Origin of the sequence: Mesorhizobium sanjuanii (assembly GCF_002529485.1) — a bacterium.
Classification (GTDB): domain Bacteria; phylum Pseudomonadota; class Alphaproteobacteria; order Rhizobiales; family Rhizobiaceae; genus Mesorhizobium; species Mesorhizobium sanjuanii.
In genome coordinates this window covers 1-17,034 of sequence record NZ_NWQG01000119.1, presented here as the reverse complement: position 1 = coordinate 17,034, position 17,034 = coordinate 1, and the positions used below count along the sequence as shown (strand labels likewise).

The window sequence follows — 17,034 nt, the reverse complement described above, 5'->3', positions numbered from 1 at the left end:
CTACAATCTGGCGAAAGGCAGCGGTTTTCTCGCCGTGCGGGCGCGGCCGAATTCCTCGTCGCGCATGATCGGCCAATTGTTCAATGGCGATCATACCGAGATCTTCGACCGGCGCGGCAATTGGTACAAGGTCGAAATCGGTGGCACGACCGGCTGGGCGAACGCCCGCTGGATGCGCAACGACTGCGGCTATTGAGACTTTTGCACATGGGCTGAAGACGCACTTGCAACCAAATCGGCCACTCCGCGTTGGCGGCGATGGTGGACAACAAGCCTTTTGAAAAGCCTGTCGTGGTCGAACTTGGCCATGTCGGCAAATATCGCGAGATCCGCAGCACCCAGGAGGCAGCCGAGTGCCTGATGACGACCTGGCCGCTCAATCGCGGCCCTCGGCTTCGTGATGCCCTCGACACTTGCCTCAAAGTGCTGGAAGGTTATCGTTCGACCGCGGACGCACGCCGGGCACTGATCGAAGCGGCGAAGGAATCGGACGTACTGGTTCCCGACGCGAGATTGCCTGACGGCAGGCTGCATTGAGCAGATGATGCTTTTCAACCGGAGGACTTCATGGCGAAGTTGACATACAAGATCGTCGAGCACGATGGGGGCTGGGCCTACAAGGTCGGCTCGACATTCTCCGAGACGTTTCCCAGTCACCAGGACGCGCTGCGCGCCGCCGAGATCGCCTCGGCCGAGCAGCAGGTCGCCGGCACCACGGACGGTATCCAGTACGAGGACGCCGACGGCAAATGGCACGACGAACTGGCAGACGGCCGTGACCGGCCGCAAACGGAAGTTTCCGACTAGACGATGCCGTCCACGACCACGACGAAAGGCGCGTGCCGCCGCTGCTTTACAGGCCGGCTTGGTAGCGCTACCGTCCTCATTGTCGCGTGACCAGGGAGGAGCTTGGGATCGCGGGCCTGACAGGAGCGGTTTCCTTCGAAGACGCCGCAGGAAGCATTCGGGAGGAAAGCGATGGCGTCTGTCGCAATTGGCGATGTCTACAAATCATTTGGGACCGTCGAGATTCTGCACGGCGTCAGCGTGGATATAGACGATGGCGAGTTCGTCACGCTGGTCGGGCCGTCGGGTTGCGGAAAATCGACCCTTCTCAGGATGATCGCCGGCTTGGAAAAGATTTCGCGCGGCCAGATCGCGATCGGCGAGCGTGTCGTCAACAACGTTGCGCCAAAGGAGCGCGACGTCGCCATGGTCTTCCAGAACTACGCGCTCTACCCGCACATGACCGTCGCCGAGAACATGGCGTTCTCGCTCATGCTCAAGGGTGTGTCGAAAGCCGAGAGCGGCGCCGGAGTCCAGCGCGCGGCCGAAATCCTGGGGCTGGTGCCGCTGCTGACACGCTATCCGCGCCAGCTCTCCGGCGGCCAGCGCCAGCGTGTCGCCATGGGCCGTGCAATCGTGCGCGATCCCGCGGTTTTCCTGTTCGACGAGCCCCTTAGCAATCTCGACGCCAAGCTCAGGGTGCAGATGCGCGCCGAGATAAAGGAGCTGCATCAGCGCCTGAAGACCACGACCGTCTATGTCACCCACGACCAGATCGAGGCCATGACCATGGCCGACAAGATCGTGGTCATGCATGACGGCATCGTCGAGCAGATCGGGCCGCCGCTGGAACTCTACGACCGGCCGGATAATCTCTTTGTCGCCAGTTTCATCGGCTCGCCCGCCATGAACATGCTCAGGGGCGAAGTCACAACCGATGGCGGCTCACCGTCGTTTCGCGGCTCCGGCGGGGTTTCAATCCCCTTGGCCACAGCACTTTCCATCGACAATGGCGAGCCGGTGATGCTGGGAATACGGCCCGAGCATTTACGATTGTCCGACCAAGGGATTCCGGTCACCGTCGTGGTGGTCGAGCCAAGCGGATCGGAAGTGCAGGTCATCGGCCGCACAGAAGGCGGCGAAGAGATCGTCGCGAATTTCCGGGAGCGCCACTCGTTCACGCCGGGCGAAACCATACGGCTCACGGCCGAGCCCGGCCTCATTCATCTCTTCCACGGCGAAACCGGAAAGCGATTCAAGACGCGCAGCGAACAGTAAGAACCACACGGCAACGAACAACAGGAGGAAACGAGCATGAAATTCACCAGACGCGACGTGATCCGCACCACCGCCGGCGCGGCGGCGGGAGCCTTGGGAAGCCAGTTCGTAGGCTCTTCCGCCTTTGCCCAGGAAGGATTGAAATACAAGCCCGAGGACGGCGCGAAGCTCAGGCTGCTGCGCTGGTCGCCCTTCGTGCAGGGCGATGAAGACCAATGGCTGGCCAACACCAAGCGATTCACCGAAGCGACAGGTGTCGAGGTCCGCGTCGACAAGGAAAGCTGGGAAGACATTCGCCCCAAGGCAGCGGTCGCCGCCAATGTCGGCTCCGGTCCAGATCTCATGTTGGTCTGGTTCGACGACCCGCACCAGTACCCCGACAAGCTGCACGACGTGACGGAACTGGGCGAGTATCTGGGCTCGAAATACGGCGGCTGGCACGACGGACCAAAGCAATATGCGACGCGGGAGGGAAAATTCCTCGGCCTGCCTCTGGCAACCATCGGCAATGCCATCGTCTATCGGGAAAGCTGGGTGAAGGAAGCCGGCTTCTCGGAGTTTCCGAAGGACACGGCAGGCCTCCTCGAGCTTTGCAAGGCCTTGCAGGCGAAGGGGCATCCGGCCGGCTTCACGCACGGCCATGGCGTCGGCGACGGCAACAACTATGCCCACTGGCTGCTGTGGAGCCATGGCGGCCAGATGGTCGACGAGAGCGGCAAGGTGACGATCAACAGCCCGGAGACGCTGAAGGCGATCGAATACGCGCAGGAACTCTACAAAACCTTCATTCCCGGCACCGAGAGCTGGCTCGACGTCAACAACAACCGCGCCTTCCTGGCCGGCGAACTCAGTGTCATCGCCAACGGCATTTCCGCCTACAACACGGCCAAGATCAACAAGGACAATGATCCCAAACTGGCTGAAATGGCCAAGGATATACGCACGACCAACCTGCCGATCGGTCCTGTCGGGAAATCCGTCGAGCTGTTCCAGGTGACCACGGCCGTCATCTTCGACTACACGCCCTACCCCAATGCGGCCAAGGCCTATCTGCAGTTCATGTTCGAGGAACCGCAAATGGCGCAGTGGGTCACCTCCTCGGCCGGCTACTGCTGCCAGACACTCAAAGCCTTCGACAACAATCCGGTGTGGACGGCCGACCCGAACAATGCCGCTTACGCCAAGGCCTCGGCGACGCTGCGTCCCAACGGCTATGCCGGGCCGCTCGGCTATGCCTCGGCGGCGACCATGGCCGACTACGTGCTGGTGGACATGTTCGCCAAGGCCGTGACCGGCCAGGCAACGCCGCAGGAGGCGATGGAAGAGGCGGAGAAGCGCGCAAACCGTTACTATCGCGTTTGATCGCAGCGCGGCCTGGCAGCCGCAACCGCGCTGCCCGGCCGGTTCCGCAATCGCATCGCGGCCGCTCGGGCCGCGATGCCACAAGACTTCATGAGGAGCCATCCCATGGCCGTGCCGTCCGCCGCCGTTCAGCCGCGTTCTTCGATCCTGTCGCGGAGCCTGTCGGCCTTGGCTGAAAGCCGGAACGCGCTTGGCTTCGGCTTCATGCTGCCGGCGGCGGCGTTGCTGCTGGTCTTCCTGACCTATCCGCTCGGGCTCGGCGTCTGGCTCGGCTTCACGGATGCCCGCATCGGCCGCCCCGGTATCTTCATAGGCATCGAAAACTATCAATATCTGTGGGATGACGCCGTCTTCTGGCTCTCCGTCTTCAACACCTTGCTCTACACGATAAGCGCCTCGATCCTGAAGTTCGCGCTCGGCCTGTGGCTGGCGCTTATCCTCAACCAGAACCTGCCTTTCAAATCGTTCTTCCGCGCGATCGTCCTGCTGCCCTGGGTGGTGCCGACAGTGCTGTCGGCCATCGCCTTCTGGTGGATCTATGATTCGCAGTTCTCCATTCTGTCCTGGGCGCTTATGGAAATGGGCCTGATCGACCATCGGATCAATTTCCTCGGCGATCCAACAAACGCGCGTGCCTCTGTCATCGCGGCCAATGTCTGGCGTGGCATTCCTTTCGTAGCCATCACGCTGCTTGCCGGCCTGCAGACGATCCCCCAGTCCCTCTACGAGGCCGCCACGCTCGACGGCGCCAGCCGCTGGCAATTGTTCCGCTATGTGACGCTGCCGCTGCTGACGCCGATCATCGCCATCACCATGACGTTTTCGGTGCTGTTCACCTTCACCGATTTCCAGCTGATCTATGTGCTGACCCGCGGCGGGCCGGTGAACGCCACCCATCTGATGGCGACGCTGTCCTTTCAGCGCGGCATTTCCGGCGGCCAGCTTGGCGAGGGCGCCGCAATCGCGGTCGCCATGATCCCGTTCCTGCTTGCGGCGATCCTGTTCAGCTATTTCGGCCTGCAGCGCCGCAAATGGCAGCAGGGCGGCGGAGACTGACATGGCCGCGATCACAAAAACGAAACGTCCCGAACTCGACGAAGGCGGCATGGGCTACCTTCAGAGCCTGCCGCGGCGCGTGGTGACAGTCTATCTGCCGTTGCTCGTGTTCGTGATCGTGCTCCTGTTCCCGTTCTACTGGATGACGATCACGGCGGTTAAGCCCAATCGGGAAATGACCGACTATCAGAATTTCAACCCGTTCTGGGTGGTGCATCCGACGCTCCAGCACATCCGTTATCTCCTCTTCGAGACCTCCTATCCGGGCTGGCTGCTCAACACGATCATCATCTCGACCGCCGCAACTTTCCTGTCGCTGCTGGCTGCGGTGTTCGCGGCCTATGCGATCGAGCGGCTCAGGTTCTCCGGGGCGCGGCAGGTCGGCCTCGCGGTCTTCCTCGCTTATCTCGTGCCGCCCTCGATCCTGTTCATCCCACTGTCGGTGATGGTGTTCAACCTCGGGCTTTACGACACGCCTTTCGCGCTGATCCTTACCTACCCGACCTTCCTGATTCCCTTCTGTACCTGGCTGCTGATGGGTTACTTCCGCTCCATCCCGTTCGAACTGGAGGAATGCGCGCTCATTGACGGGGCGAGCCGGTGGCAGATCCTCACCAAGATCGTGCTGCCGCTGTCGGTGCCCGGCCTGATTTCCGCCGGCATATTCGCATTCACCCTGTCATGGAACGAATTCATCTATGCCCTGACGTTCATCCAGTCGTCCGAAAACAAGACCGTACCGGTCGGCGTGCTCACGGAGCTTGTCCGCTCCGACGTCTATGAATGGGGGGCGCTGATGGCGGGGGCGCTGATCGGGTCGCTGCCGGTCGTTGTGCTTTATTCGTTCTTCGTCGAGCACTACGTTTCCTCGATGACCGGCGCGGTCAAGGAGTAACCGGCTCGCGGTCGAGCTTTTTGCCACCCGTGGGGAGTTTGCCGGCCGCCGGGATGCCCGATGCGGGCACCCTGCCGGCCGGTTCATAGTGAAGCGTAGTTACTTGCCGCAGTACTGATCGTTGACGTTCAGGCCGGAATTGGCGTCCGGTCCAGCGGTATTCGAGGCGCAAGGCCCGACCGGCCCGGGATTGCCGAGGCTGTTGAGCCCTGACGTGTCGCCATTGATGCTGCCGGTGGTGTTCGGGTCAACGGTCATCATCTGTTCGCTGCTGGAGACCGGGCGATGGCGGATGTGGTGGGTGCCCGACTGTTGCGCCATTGCCGATGTGGCAAGGCCAATCGTGAGGACCGAGGCTGCGAGAATTTTGGTAAGCATGAACATTACTCCATTCCATGGAATTCAGATATCGGAGGATTCCCGATATCGTCGACTTTGGTTCGACGAAGGAAAACCCACCGGCAGGTTCCGGGTTCGATGAAAAAAGCGTGAAGCTGCGCCGGTTTCGACACCTTTTTGTGACCGATGCGTGAAGGCGCCGCCGATGTCTCGGCAGCAGACGATGCGTACTCGGCGAGACGTTTGGCGCCATTGCCGCCGGCCGCCCGCCGCGCTATCTCAGGCGACCCTGTCTGCCCCAGGCGACTGTGTCTGCTCCAAGCGACCCCGTCTGCCAAAGGCACCCGCCTACCGGAGCCTCGCATGCCTGAAATCGTCACTGCCGCCATGCTCGTCATCGGCGACGAGATTCTGTCCGGCCGCACCAAGGACAGGAATATCGGTCACCTCGCCGACATCATGACGGCGATCGGCATCGACCTGAAGGAAGTGCGCATCGTGGCAGACGAGGAAGACGAGATCGTCGCCGCGGTGAATGCCGTGCGGGTGCGCTACACCTATGTCTTCACGACCGGCGGCATTGGCCCGACGCATGACGACATCACGGCGGACTCGATTGCCAAGGCCTTCGGCGTGCCATGCGAATATGACGCCAAGGCCTATGCCATGCTGGAAGCGAGCTATGCCGCGCGCGGCATCGAATACACAGAGGCACGCAAGCGCATGGCGCGCATGCCGCGCGGCGCCGACCATATCGATAATCCTGTCTCCATCGCGCCGGGATTTCGCATCGGCAATGTCCATGTCATGGCCGGCGTGCCGGCGATCTTCCAGGCGATGCTCGACAATGTCGTGCCGACGCTGAAGGCCGGCACGAAAATGCTGTCGGCAACCGTGCATTGTCCGTTCGGCGAAGGCCTGATCGGCGGACCGCTTGCCGACATCCAGAAGGCCCATCCCGATACGATCATCGGCTCCTACCCGAAATATGGCGACGGCAAATTCTGGACGGAACTGGTCGTTCGCGCCCGCAGCCAGGAGGCATTGGACGCCGCCCGCGCCGATGTCGAGGCAATGGTCGCGGGCCTTGCCAGCACAGCCAGTTGATCAGCCAGGATCGGAACCAAGCAGGGTGCTATAACGTTTCCGGCCGGCGAGTTCCAATCGCCGTAAAGTGAGGGATTACCATGCGATTCAAGACCATCGTCGCGATACTGCAGAACGAGCAGGACGCGGAACGCGTGCTCGATTGCGCCATTCCGCTCTCAGCCAGGTTCCAGAGCCATCTCATCGGCATTCATGCCGAAGCGCTTCCCGTCCCCTACACATCGGCAACCGGGTTTCCCGACACGGAGTTCCTGCAGGTCTCGGCCGACATGAATCGGGAGCGCGCCGACAAGTTGCAGGCGCTGTTCCTCAAGCGCATCGAGGATTCCGGCCCGTCGTTCGAGTGGCGCAGTCTCGAAAGTTTTTCAGGCGACAGCGCGCTGACCGGCATTTCCAGCGTGCGCACTTGCGATCTGGTCGTTGCCGCGCAACGCGAGTCGGACGGCGATGCAAGCGCCGATGTCGATACGCTGGTCTATGACGCCGGACGGCCGGTGCTGGTCGTGCCGCATTCAGGCCCGCTCGTCACCAGCTTCAAGCATGTGCTGCTCGCCTGGAACGGCAGCAAGGAAGCCGCGCGCGCCGCATTCGACGCCTTGCCCTTCATCGTCGAGGCCGAAAAGACGGATATCGTGGTCATCGATCCGCCGGACACGCTCGACGAAAACCCGGAAGCCGCCGGCGCCGAAATCGCCGCGGCTCTGTCCAGGCACGGCGCCACCGTCAGCGTATCGGTGCTGCAGTCCGGCGGCACCTCGGTCGATGACGTGATCCAGACCAGGATTACCGAAACCGGCGCAGATCTGGTCGTGCTCGGCGCCTACAGCCACTCCTGGCTGCGCCAGCTTCTGTTCGGCGGCGTTACCCGCACGGTGCTGCGGACAGCGCAGGTGGCCGCCTTCCTGTCGCGGTAAGTCCACAGGCAGGCTTGTCGCCACCCTTGCCAAGGCCAAGGCTTTCCAGTTAATTCCGCGCGCATTCCCTCAAGTGTCTGCGCGCGATTTCGCGCGCTGTGGAGTGCGCGAAAAATGTCCCTTCCCGAAAAGGCCTTCCCTGTCTCCTGGGATCAGTTCCATCGCGACGCGCGCGCCCTTGCCTGGCGGCTTGCCGGGGCCAACAAAGGCCAGTGGAAGGCGATCGTCTGCATCACGCGCGGCGGACTGGTTCCGGCTGCCATCATCTCACGCGAACTCGGCATTCGGGTCATCGAGACGGTCTGCGTCGCCTCCTACCACGACTACACCAGTCAAGGGCAGTTGCAGGTGCTGAAGGAGATCACTCCGGCGCTGCTCGCCGATGACGGCGCCGGCGTGCTGATTATCGACGACCTCACCGACACCGGCAAGACGGCGGGCATCGTGCGCGCCATGATGCCCAAGGCGCATTTCGCCACCGTCTACGCCAAGCCGAAAGGCAGGCCGCTGGTCGATACCTTTGTCACCGAAGTCAGCCAGGATACCTGGATCTATTTTCCCTGGGACATGGGCTTCACTTACCAGAAGCCGATCGCCGACGACCACGCCGGCTGACAGGCGCAACGCTTCCCACTCGAACAGGCCCTAACGACGTATTTGTCTCGCGGGATGGCGCAACGGGTATTGTTGAATGAAATCCTGCTTATTGTCGCATTTTAGCCAATTCATGTGAAGTTTTTTACTCTTACTGCTTATATTGGTTGTATAATTTGTAAGGCGACAAATGATTCTGGGGGCTGGGGCAAGCTTCTCCAATGTTGACGAGACCAACGACGCATAACCACCTGGCTACACGGGTCCGGCGACTTTTTGGCACGGCGCCGTGCCGCCTGCAGGTTGCAGCGCTGCCGTGGCGCGACATCGGACAGAGTGTCGAGATCATGCTGATCACCAGCCGCGATACCGGCCGCTGGGTACTGCCCAAGGGCTGGCCCGAGGCCAAGGAGCCGCTTTGCGAGGCGGCGGCGCGCGAGGCCGGCGAGGAAGCCGGGTTGCGTGGCACAATCTCCCACATCGAGGTCGGCCGCTACTTCTATGCCAAGGCACTGGCCTCCGGCGAGGAAGTGCCTTGCGAAGTCCTGGTGTTTCCGCTGCAGGTCGACAAGATCGCCGACCGGTGGAAGGAAAAACGCGCGCGCACCCGCAAATGGGTCACCTCCACCGAGGCCGTGCACATGGTCAACGAGCCGGATCTTTGCGAGATAATCGCTGATTTCTGCTCCAACCCGCGCGGATCCTCCTGAGCGGGACATCGTTTCGCAGGCCGAAGCCGCGACGTCTTTAAAAGGGCAAATCACAATCCCCGGTGGCCCTTTCTATCCCCGTTATCCACATGTGTGACACACAAGATGTTGGGGTCACAAAAGCTACGCAAACGAATCCTTGACGGCGCAAAACGAGTCGCCTTTTATAGGCCATGCGTTCCTGTTGAGAGCGCGACCGGAAAGTTCTGAGCCCGGTCTTTTTTCCCGGATTTTGTGCGTTTTGCCCGCATTTCCGCCCGTTTACGAGGCCGGCGGAAGCGTTGGGATCGGTGGGGCTTGGGGAGACGAAAGGGAGAATTGTCGGACTGGAATAAATTGTCTGTTAACACTATATTTAGTGTTTGCAGGTAGGTTCGACGCTAGATAGTGTGGGCTTCCCCTCGATTGAGGGAGTCGAAAAAAGTTTCAGTTTTGAGGGACCCACAGGGTTCGCCGGCGTGTTGGATCAGGGGCTTCGCAAGGAGTTTGACCAGCAGAGCGGCGGAGGCTGTGAAAGAAGGAGCCGGCCGTTCTGGAACGGCGGCAGACGGCGGACATGCGCGTTTCGCATTGGGGGCAGAAATCCCCGGGGAAAAGCGCTATATATAGACAAAAGGAAAAGGGCCAATGCGCATCGAGCGTCGTTTCACCAAGCAGGGTCAATCAGCTTACGCGGAGATCGAATTCCGCAAGGCGCTTTCGGAGATCAAGAATCCGGATGGCTCGGTGGTGTTCCGTCTCGACAATATCGATGTGCCGGCGCAGTTCAGCCAGGTTGCCGCCGACATCCTGGCGCAGAAATATTTCCGCAAGGCCGGCGTGCCCGCGCGCCTGAAGAAGGTCGAGGAGAACGACGTCCCCTCCTTCCTGTGGCGCTCCGTCGCCGACGAGGCGGAAATGGCCAAGCTGCCGGAGGCCGAGCGCTATGGTTCCGAGATCGACGCCCGCCAGGTCTTCGACCGGCTTGCCGGCACCTGGACCTATTGGGGCTGGAAGGGCGGCTACTTCAAGTCGGAGGAAGACGCCCGCGCCTTCCGCGACGAGCTTGCCTATATGCTGGCCACCCAGCGTGTCGCGCCAAACTCGCCGCAATGGTTCAACACCGGCCTGCACTGGGCCTATGGCATCGACGGCCCGAGCCAGGGCCACTTCTATGTCGACCCCTTCACCGGCAAGCTGACCAAGTCGAAGTCGTCCTACGAGCATCCGCAGCCGCATGCCTGCTTCATTCAGGGCGTGCAGGACGATCTCGTCAATGAAGGCGGCATCATGGATCTGTGGGTGCGCGAGGCGCGCCTGTTCAAATACGGCTCGGGCACCGGCTCCAACTTCTCGTTCCTGCGCGGCGAAGGCGAAAAGCTGTCCGGCGGCGGCCGCTCGTCCGGCCTGATGAGCTTCCTCAAGATCGGCGATCGCGCGGCGGGCGCCATCAAGTCGGGCGGCACGACGCGCCGCGCGGCGAAAATGGTCATTGTCGACGCCGACCATCCCGATATCGAGGAATTCATCGACTGGAAGGTCAATGAGGAGCAGAAGGTCGCCTCGCTGGTCACCGGCTCCAAGATCGTCAAGAAGCACCTCGAAGCGATCATGAAGGCCTGCATCAACTGCGAAGGCCAGGACGACGACTGCTTCGATCCGGCGATCAACACCGCGCTGAAGCGCGAGATCAAGGCGGCCAAGAAGGACGCGGTGCCGGAGAACTACATCTACCGGGTCATCCAGTTCGCCAAGCAGGGCTACACCTCGATGTCGTTCAAGACCTACGACACCGACTGGGATTCGGATGCCTATCTCACCGTTTCGGGCCAGAATTCCAACAATTCGGTGTCGCTGAAGGACAATTTCCTGCGCGCCGTCGAGCAGGACGCCGACTGGCACCTCACCGCCCGCAAGGATGGCAAGGTGCTGAAGACGCTGAAGGCCAGGGATCTCTGGGAAAAGATCGGCTATGCCGCCTGGGCGTCGGCCGACCCGGGCCTGCATTTCAATACGACGATGAACGACTGGCACACCTGCGCTTCGGCCGGTGCGATCCGGGCGTCCAATCCGTGCTCGGAATACATGTTCCTCGACGACACGGCCTGCAACCTCGCCTCGATCAATCTGCTGCCCTACCGTAATGGGGACGGCACCATCGACATCGCCGCTTACGAGCACACGGTTCGGCTGTGGACCATCGTGCTGGAAATCTCCGTGATGATGGCGCAGTTCCCGTCGAAGGAGATCGCCAAGCTTTCCTACGAATACCGCACGCTCGGCCTCGGCTACGCCAATATTGGCGGCCTGCTGATGACCTCGGGCATTCCTTATGACTCGGACGAGGGTCGCGCCATCTGCGCCGCACTCACCGCTATCATGACCGGCACCGCCTATGCCACCTCCGCCGAGATGGCATCCGAGCTCGGCGCCTTCCCCGACTATGACCGCAACGCGCAGAACATGCTGCGTGTCATGCGCAACCATCGCCGCGCTGCTTACGGAGATAGAGACGGCTACGAGAAGCTCGCCGTCAATCCTGTGCCGCTGGCCGCCTCCGACCTCAAGCAGCAAGCGCTGGCCGAGCATGCGAAGGCTGCCTGGGACCGCGCCATCGAGCTCGGCGAGGAGCATGGCTACCGCAATGCGCAGGCAACCGTGATCGCGCCGACCGGCACGATCGGCCTGGTCATGGATTGCGACACCACCGGCATCGAGCCCGATTTCGCGCTGGTGAAGTTCAAGAAGCTTGCCGGTGGCGGCTATTTCAAGATCATCAACCGCGCCGTGCCGGAAGCGCTGCGCACGCTGGGCTATTCCGAGAACCAGATCGCCGAGATCGAGGCCTATGCGGTCGGCCACGGCAACCTCAACCAGGCGCCCGGCATCAACCCGGGTTCTCTCAAGGCGAAGGGCTTCACCGACGACAAGATCGCCGCGCTCAACGCCGCCTTGAAGTCGGCCTTCGACATCAAGTTCGTCTTCAACCAGTGGACGCTGGGAGCCGACTGGGTGAAGGAGAATTTTGGCTTCACCGACGAGCAGCTCAACGATTTCTCGTTCGAGATCCTGCCGGCGCTGGGCTTCTCCAGGAAGGACATCGAGGCCGCCAACATCCATGTCTGCGGTGCGATGACGCTGGAAGGCGCGCCGTTCCTGAAGGCGGAGCACCTGGCAGTGTTCGACTGCGCCAGCCCGTGCGGCAAGATCGGCAAGCGCTCGCTGTCGATCAACAGCCACATCATGATGATGGCGGCTGCGCAGCCCTTCATCTCGGGCGCCATCTCCAAGACCATCAACATGCCCAACGATGCGACGGTGGAAGACGCCAAGGGCGCCTACATGCTGTCGTGGAAGCTGGCGCTGAAGGCCAACGCGCTCTATCGCGACGGCTCGAAGCTGTCGCAGCCGCTCAATGCCTCGCTGCTCGCCGATGGCGAGGAGGATGAGGACGACGCGGTCGAGCAGCTGATCGCAGCGCCGGCGGCCCAGCGCGCCGTGCAGGTGACGGAGAAGATCGTCGAGCGCGTGGTGGAGCGTCTCTACCGCGACCGCGAAAAACTGCCGAACCGCCGCAAGGGCTACACCCAGAAGGCGGTCGTCGGTGGCCACAAGGTCTATCTCAGGACCGGCGAATTCGATGACGGCCGCATCGGCGAGATCTTCATCGACATGCACAAGGAAGGTGCTGCCTTCCGCGCGATGATGAACAACTTCGCCATCGCCATTTCGCTTGGCTTGCAATATGGCGTGCCGCTCGACGAATATGTCGAGGCCTTCACCTTCACCAAGTTCGAGCCGGCCGGCATGGTGCAGGGCAACGACGCGATCAAGAACGCCACGTCGATCCTCGACTATGTGTTCCGTGAGCTTGCCGTGTCCTATCTCGGCCGTCACGACCTCGCCCATGTCGACCAGTCGGATTTCGACAAGACCGCACTTGGGCGCGGTATTAATGAAGGTAAGGCGACTCCGTTTTCGAAGGGGCTGATGCGCGGCGCCTCGCCGGTGAAGCTGGTATCGGGCACCGAGCAACCCAAGGGCTTTGCCTCAGGCGGGTCCGGGACCCCTGCCCGCGCAGTACCGACCGCCTTCTCCGGCTCCAACGTTCTGGCGCTGAAGCCGGCCAGCGACGAAGCCATCGCCTACAAGCGCGACTATGAGGAGCGGGCGAAGGAACTGGTCGAGGACATCGTCTACGAGGAGCAGGCCGAAGAGACTTCGGGGGAACTGTTCACCGATGCCGCCGCGCAGGAAGCGGCCGAGGCGAAGGCGCTTGCCGCGACCAGGCGCCAGCAATCGCTGATGCAGGGCTACACCGGCAACGAATGCTCGGAATGCCACAATTTTACGATGGTGCGGAACGGGACGTGTGAGAAGTGCGACACGTGTGGTTCGACGAGCGGGTGTAGTTGAAGACTGATGCCACCTCGGCTTACGGTTCGCGAAGTCATTCGCCTGCTGGAGGCCGACGGCTGGTATCTGGTTGCAACCAAGGGCAGCCATCGCCAATATAAGCATGAAATCAAAGCCGGCCGCGTTACCGTGGCCGGCAAGCCGTCTGAAGAGGTTGCACCGGGAACACTGAACAGCATCCTCAAGCAGTCCGGTTTAAAGGAGCGATGACATGCGTTACGCGGTGGTGATTGAAAAAGCCGGAAACAATTTTTCCGCTTACGTGCCGGATCTACCCGGCTGCATCGCGACAGGTGCTACGGTGCCCGAAGTGGAAACCGAAATTCGCGACGCCATACGTTTTCATATCGAAGGCCTGCGCGCCGACGGGCTGGATGTGCCCAAAGGCGTCAGCTTGGCGGAATATGTAGAGGCGTAAAAAGCCGCGCCTTCCCTTCTCCCCTTGTGGGTCCCACAAGGGGAGAAGGAAGAGAGGAACACTCTCAGTTCACGGCGCTGATATTGCCCAGGCGCAGAAACAGCGTTTCGCCTGAGGAATCATCGACGCCGTCATTGTCGGTGGCGACGAAGATGTCGCCGTTCCTGTCGATGGTGAAACCTTCGACCTTGTCGACGACGTAGCCGTTGGTGGCTGATTTCAAGTCGCCGATGATGTCGCGCACCAACGTCTTTTCGACCAACGGCAGTTCGCCGCCGAGCTTGGCTGGCTTGAAGGCGTCGAGTGCCACCGAATAGACGCGCTTCACCTTGGCCAGATCGCCGATCTGATTGTCGCGTTCGAGGATGTAGAGCCTGCCGTCATGCGCGGTGATCTCCGACAGGCCCACCCAGCCGGCTTCGGTCGCTTCGAGCGGATAGCGCACCGCCGACCATTCCTTGGTCTTCGGCTTGTAGGCCAGAAGCTTGACCTGGGCCTTCGGATCGTCGGCCCATTCGCGCTGCACGGCCATCACCAGCGTCAGGTCGTCGCCCTCGCCGACGGTGGTGATGCCTTCGAGGCCGAAGCGGGTCTGATGTGCCAGCAGTTCCATCGGGAAGCCGATTTCCTGCTTGATCTCGCCCTTGTCGTCGACGTGCAGGATGGCGTGCGGGACGAGCTTGGCCGGATCGCCTTCATTGGCCAGCCAGAAACCGCCTTCACCGTCGGCGACAATGCCTTCGAGGTCGAGTTTCTGCGCGGGATGGCCGTTACGCGTGACGACGGTCTTGCCGGTGATCAGCGCCGGGGCCTGCGTGGCATCGATCTCGAAGATCGATGGCGCGTTGGCGTAGAACGAATCCGAGGTCGCGAAGAGCTTGCCGGCGGTATCGCCAGCCGCGAGCGCCGAAAGCGCACCCCAGCCGAGCGGCGTGCCGTCGGCCGTGAGCTTTGCCGTGATCATCGGGTAGGTGGCGGGACCCTCGGAGCGCTCGTAGATCATCACGTGCGAGCGGGCGAGCCCGTCCTCGACCAGGTCGGTCTCGTTGGCGGTGACCAGGAGATTGCGCGACGGAATCGCGACCAGGCCTTCCGGGCCGATGCCGGACGGCAGGAGCTGGACAAACTCAGGCTCCGCGCCCGTGTCCTTGTAGACGCCGACAACCGAGCCACGCTCCGAAGCGACGAAAATCAGCCTGTCTTCGCCGAATCTGCCGCTCTCGAGACCTTCCGGCTCGACGCCCTTCTTGTTGCGTTTGTCGGGATAGTGGCCGGCATTGGCGACCTCGTACTCGAAGGACGGGCCGGATTCGTGGAGAACCTCGCCCTTCCTGGAGAAGATCGTGAAGCCGCGCGAGCCGCCCTTGTAGTCCCCTTCGTTGGCGACGACGAGGCGGTCATTGTCGAGCCATTTCACGGCGTCGGGTTCGCGCGCGACATTTTCCATCTTGCCGTCGAAGGACAGGGCGCCGTTCTTCTTAGTGTCGATCTTGTCCAGCGTGACGGAGCCCGCGGAGAAGTGCGTGACGATCGCGCCGGTCTCGGCGTTGACGATGGCGATGTGATTGTTTTCCTGCAGCGTGACCGCGATCTCGCCGGCCTCGTTGAAGGCGACGAATTCCGGCTCCGGATCTTCTCCCGCGACTTCGGCGATGCCCGCCAGGTTGACGGTCTTCATCGTCGCGCAATCGGGCTGGCCTTCGGCAAGCGTGAAGATCTTGAGGTCGCCCGCCGGCATCTGCGGAATTTCTCCGTCGTTCAGCTCCTCGTCGCGCTCGTTCTCGATGGCGATGGCCAGGAACTTGCCGTCCTTGCTGAGCGCCAGCGAGTCCGGCTGGCCGCCGAGGTCGCAGGTGCTTTCGATCGCCCTGGAGGCGAGGTCGATGACGGTGAGCTTGCCCGACGGCTTGACCTTGCTCTCCGAGGTGTTGACGCCGGCCAGCACCTTGCCGCCGATGACCACGACAGAGGTCGGCTCGCCGTCGATCTTGACGATGCCGCCGGCCTTGGGCGCCTTGGGATCGGCGAGGTCGATGAAGCCGACCGCACCGAGCGGGCTGTCGGAATAGACCAACGTCATGCCGTCCTCGGTGGCCGCGATGATCTCGGACGAAGTCGGCGTGGTCTTCTCGACGTCCGCCGGGAGGTTTCCGGCGACCGCGAAGCTCGCGACCCGGTTGAACATCATGTCGGCATGGGCCGGCAGCGAAACGGAGGCAGCAAGCGCTGCCGTCAGGACGAAAAGCGCGGAATGGCGGGGCACGGGTGGCGTCTCCTGTTCGAATGGAAGCCACCTGCTTTGGGGGAACGACATTTCAAAGCGATGACGGATCCATGACAGTTCCGCGACAGGAGCCAGGGGCCGTCGATATTCATGCAATGCCGACCCGTGGATGCCGGCTTTGTGCGGCCGCGTTCAGAACCACCGCAAGTGCTCAATCCGCGTCGGCCACCATCTGCCGGCTGCCACCCGCCCACGCCCGCCAAGCCCTCTCATCGCCATGGAACACGTTGAGGTCAATCCGCCCTCTCACGCCGTGCGACAGGCCGGAGCCGGAATATTGCCAGAACAGCCATTTGCGGCCGGGATAGACCTTTGACGGGTGCTGCGCCACGGCGCGCAGCCAGAAAGGGTAATCGGGGAAGGCGCCGCGCAGATTGTCGCGGTAGAAGTCGGGCGCGGTGTAGATGATGGGCCGCTGGCCGTAATGGCGCTCGAGCTTGTCCATGAACACCTGCATCTTCTCCAGCACCGTTGCGCGCGATGGCCGCCGCTTGCAGGAGGAATCACCGTTCCACTCGACATCGATCACCGGCGGCAGCGCACCCTCGACCCTCGGCACGTTGCGGATGAACCAGTCGGCCTGCTCGCCGGCGGTGCGGCACCAGTAGAAGAAATGATAGGCGCCGCGCTTCAGCCCGGCGGCATCGGCATTGCGCCAGTTCTTCATGAACAAGGGATCGAGATGATCGCCGCCATCGGTTGCCTTGATGTAGGCGAAATTGGCGCCCTGGGCGCGCAGCTTGTTCCAGTTGACGTCGCCCTGCCAGCGCGAGACGTCGACGCCGTGGACGGCAAGATGCCGTGGCGAGGCCCCGCGGCCGAAATTGATCGGCTTGGCGTCGCGGAAACCATAGCGCGTGATCGGCGAGGCAAGCATGGCGGGCGCTGCGCGCGAC

Annotated in this window: 17 protein-coding genes; 14 read left to right on the top strand and 3 right to left on the bottom strand. The window is 62.0% G+C overall.

Annotated features, from left to right (window positions below; genetic code table 11):
- The 7 genes from CN311_RS18830 to CN311_RS18800 all read left to right on the top strand — a co-directional run.
- The coding region (locus CN311_RS18830; protein WP_133117216.1) for an SH3 domain-containing protein at positions 1-196 on the top strand (196 nt) is incomplete at its 5' end.
- A gap of 62 nt (positions 197-258) precedes the next feature.
- Positions 259-537, top strand: coding sequence for a DUF982 domain-containing protein (locus CN311_RS18825; protein ID WP_097575241.1), 279 nt, complete (start codon positions 259-261; stop codon positions 535-537).
- Positions 538-567: 30 nt separating this feature from the next.
- Entirely contained in the window at positions 568-807 is a 240-nt protein-coding gene (locus CN311_RS18820) for a DUF2188 domain-containing protein (RefSeq protein WP_097575240.1), read from the top strand.
- Positions 808-978: 171 nt separating this feature from the next.
- Complete coding sequence (locus tag CN311_RS18815; RefSeq protein ID WP_097575239.1) at positions 979-2,064, top strand: ABC transporter ATP-binding protein; 1,086 nt, start codon at positions 979-981, stop codon at positions 2,062-2,064.
- Between the two features lie 36 nt (positions 2,065-2,100).
- Positions 2,101-3,426, top strand: coding sequence for an ABC transporter substrate-binding protein (locus tag CN311_RS18810; protein WP_097575238.1), 1,326 nt, complete (start codon positions 2,101-2,103; stop codon positions 3,424-3,426).
- Between the two features lie 105 nt (positions 3,427-3,531).
- Positions 3,532-4,482, top strand: a complete 951-nt coding sequence (locus tag CN311_RS18805; RefSeq protein ID WP_097575237.1) for a carbohydrate ABC transporter permease — start codon at positions 3,532-3,534, stop codon at positions 4,480-4,482.
- Position 4,483: 1 nt separating this feature from the next.
- Positions 4,484-5,377 carry a carbohydrate ABC transporter permease gene (locus CN311_RS18800; RefSeq protein ID WP_097575236.1) on the top strand — a complete coding sequence of 298 codons (894 nt, stop codon included), beginning with the start codon at positions 4,484-4,486 and terminating at the stop codon, positions 5,375-5,377.
- A gap of 99 nt (positions 5,378-5,476) precedes the next feature.
- Here CN311_RS18800 and CN311_RS18795 read toward each other — a convergent pair whose 3' ends face one another.
- Positions 5,477-5,755: a hypothetical protein gene (locus CN311_RS18795; protein WP_097575243.1), complete on the bottom strand. Its 279-nt coding sequence runs from the start codon at positions 5,753-5,755 to the stop codon at positions 5,477-5,479.
- 324 nt (positions 5,756-6,079) lie between these two features.
- Between CN311_RS18795 and CN311_RS18790 the strand changes: the two genes are divergently transcribed.
- The 7 genes from CN311_RS18790 (at position 6,080) to CN311_RS18760 (ending at position 13,854) form a co-directional block, all read left to right on the top strand.
- Positions 6,080-6,823 carry a competence/damage-inducible protein A gene (locus CN311_RS18790; protein ID WP_097575235.1) on the top strand — a complete coding sequence of 248 codons (744 nt, stop codon included), beginning with the start codon at positions 6,080-6,082 and terminating at the stop codon, positions 6,821-6,823.
- Positions 6,824-6,903: 80 nt separating this feature from the next.
- Entirely contained in the window at positions 6,904-7,737 is an 834-nt protein-coding gene (locus tag CN311_RS18785) for a universal stress protein (RefSeq protein ID WP_097575234.1), read from the top strand.
- A gap of 114 nt (positions 7,738-7,851) precedes the next feature.
- Positions 7,852-8,352: a xanthine phosphoribosyltransferase gene (gene gpt, locus CN311_RS18780; protein ID WP_006200882.1), complete on the top strand. Its 501-nt coding sequence runs from the start codon at positions 7,852-7,854 to the stop codon at positions 8,350-8,352.
- A gap of 200 nt (positions 8,353-8,552) precedes the next feature.
- The gene (locus CN311_RS18775; RefSeq protein ID WP_097575233.1) at positions 8,553-9,041 is read left to right on the top strand and encodes an NUDIX hydrolase; all 489 of its coding nucleotides are present in this window, start codon (positions 8,553-8,555) and stop codon (positions 9,039-9,041) included.
- 627 nt (positions 9,042-9,668) lie between these two features.
- The gene (locus tag CN311_RS18770) at positions 9,669-13,436 is read left to right on the top strand and encodes a vitamin B12-dependent ribonucleotide reductase (protein ID WP_097575232.1); all 3,768 of its coding nucleotides are present in this window, start codon (positions 9,669-9,671) and stop codon (positions 13,434-13,436) included.
- Positions 13,437-13,442: 6 nt separating this feature from the next.
- Positions 13,443-13,646 (top strand): type II toxin-antitoxin system HicA family toxin, encoded by a 204-nt coding sequence (locus CN311_RS18765; protein ID WP_097575231.1) that lies wholly within the window; start codon positions 13,443-13,445, stop codon positions 13,644-13,646.
- Between the two features lies 1 nt (position 13,647).
- Complete coding sequence (locus CN311_RS18760) at positions 13,648-13,854, top strand: type II toxin-antitoxin system HicB family antitoxin (RefSeq protein WP_024504399.1); 207 nt, start codon at positions 13,648-13,650, stop codon at positions 13,852-13,854.
- A 64-nt stretch (positions 13,855-13,918) separates the two neighbouring features.
- Here CN311_RS18760 and CN311_RS18755 read toward each other — a convergent pair whose 3' ends face one another.
- Both CN311_RS18755 and CN311_RS18750 read right to left on the bottom strand, forming a co-directional pair.
- On the bottom strand, positions 13,919-16,117 hold the full coding sequence (locus CN311_RS18755; RefSeq protein ID WP_097575242.1) for an esterase-like activity of phytase family protein: 2,199 nt from the start codon (positions 16,115-16,117) through the stop codon (positions 13,919-13,921).
- A gap of 172 nt (positions 16,118-16,289) precedes the next feature.
- A partial coding sequence (locus tag CN311_RS18750) for a glycoside hydrolase family 25 protein (protein WP_097575230.1) occupies positions 16,290-17,034 on the bottom strand: 745 nt, incomplete at its 5' end.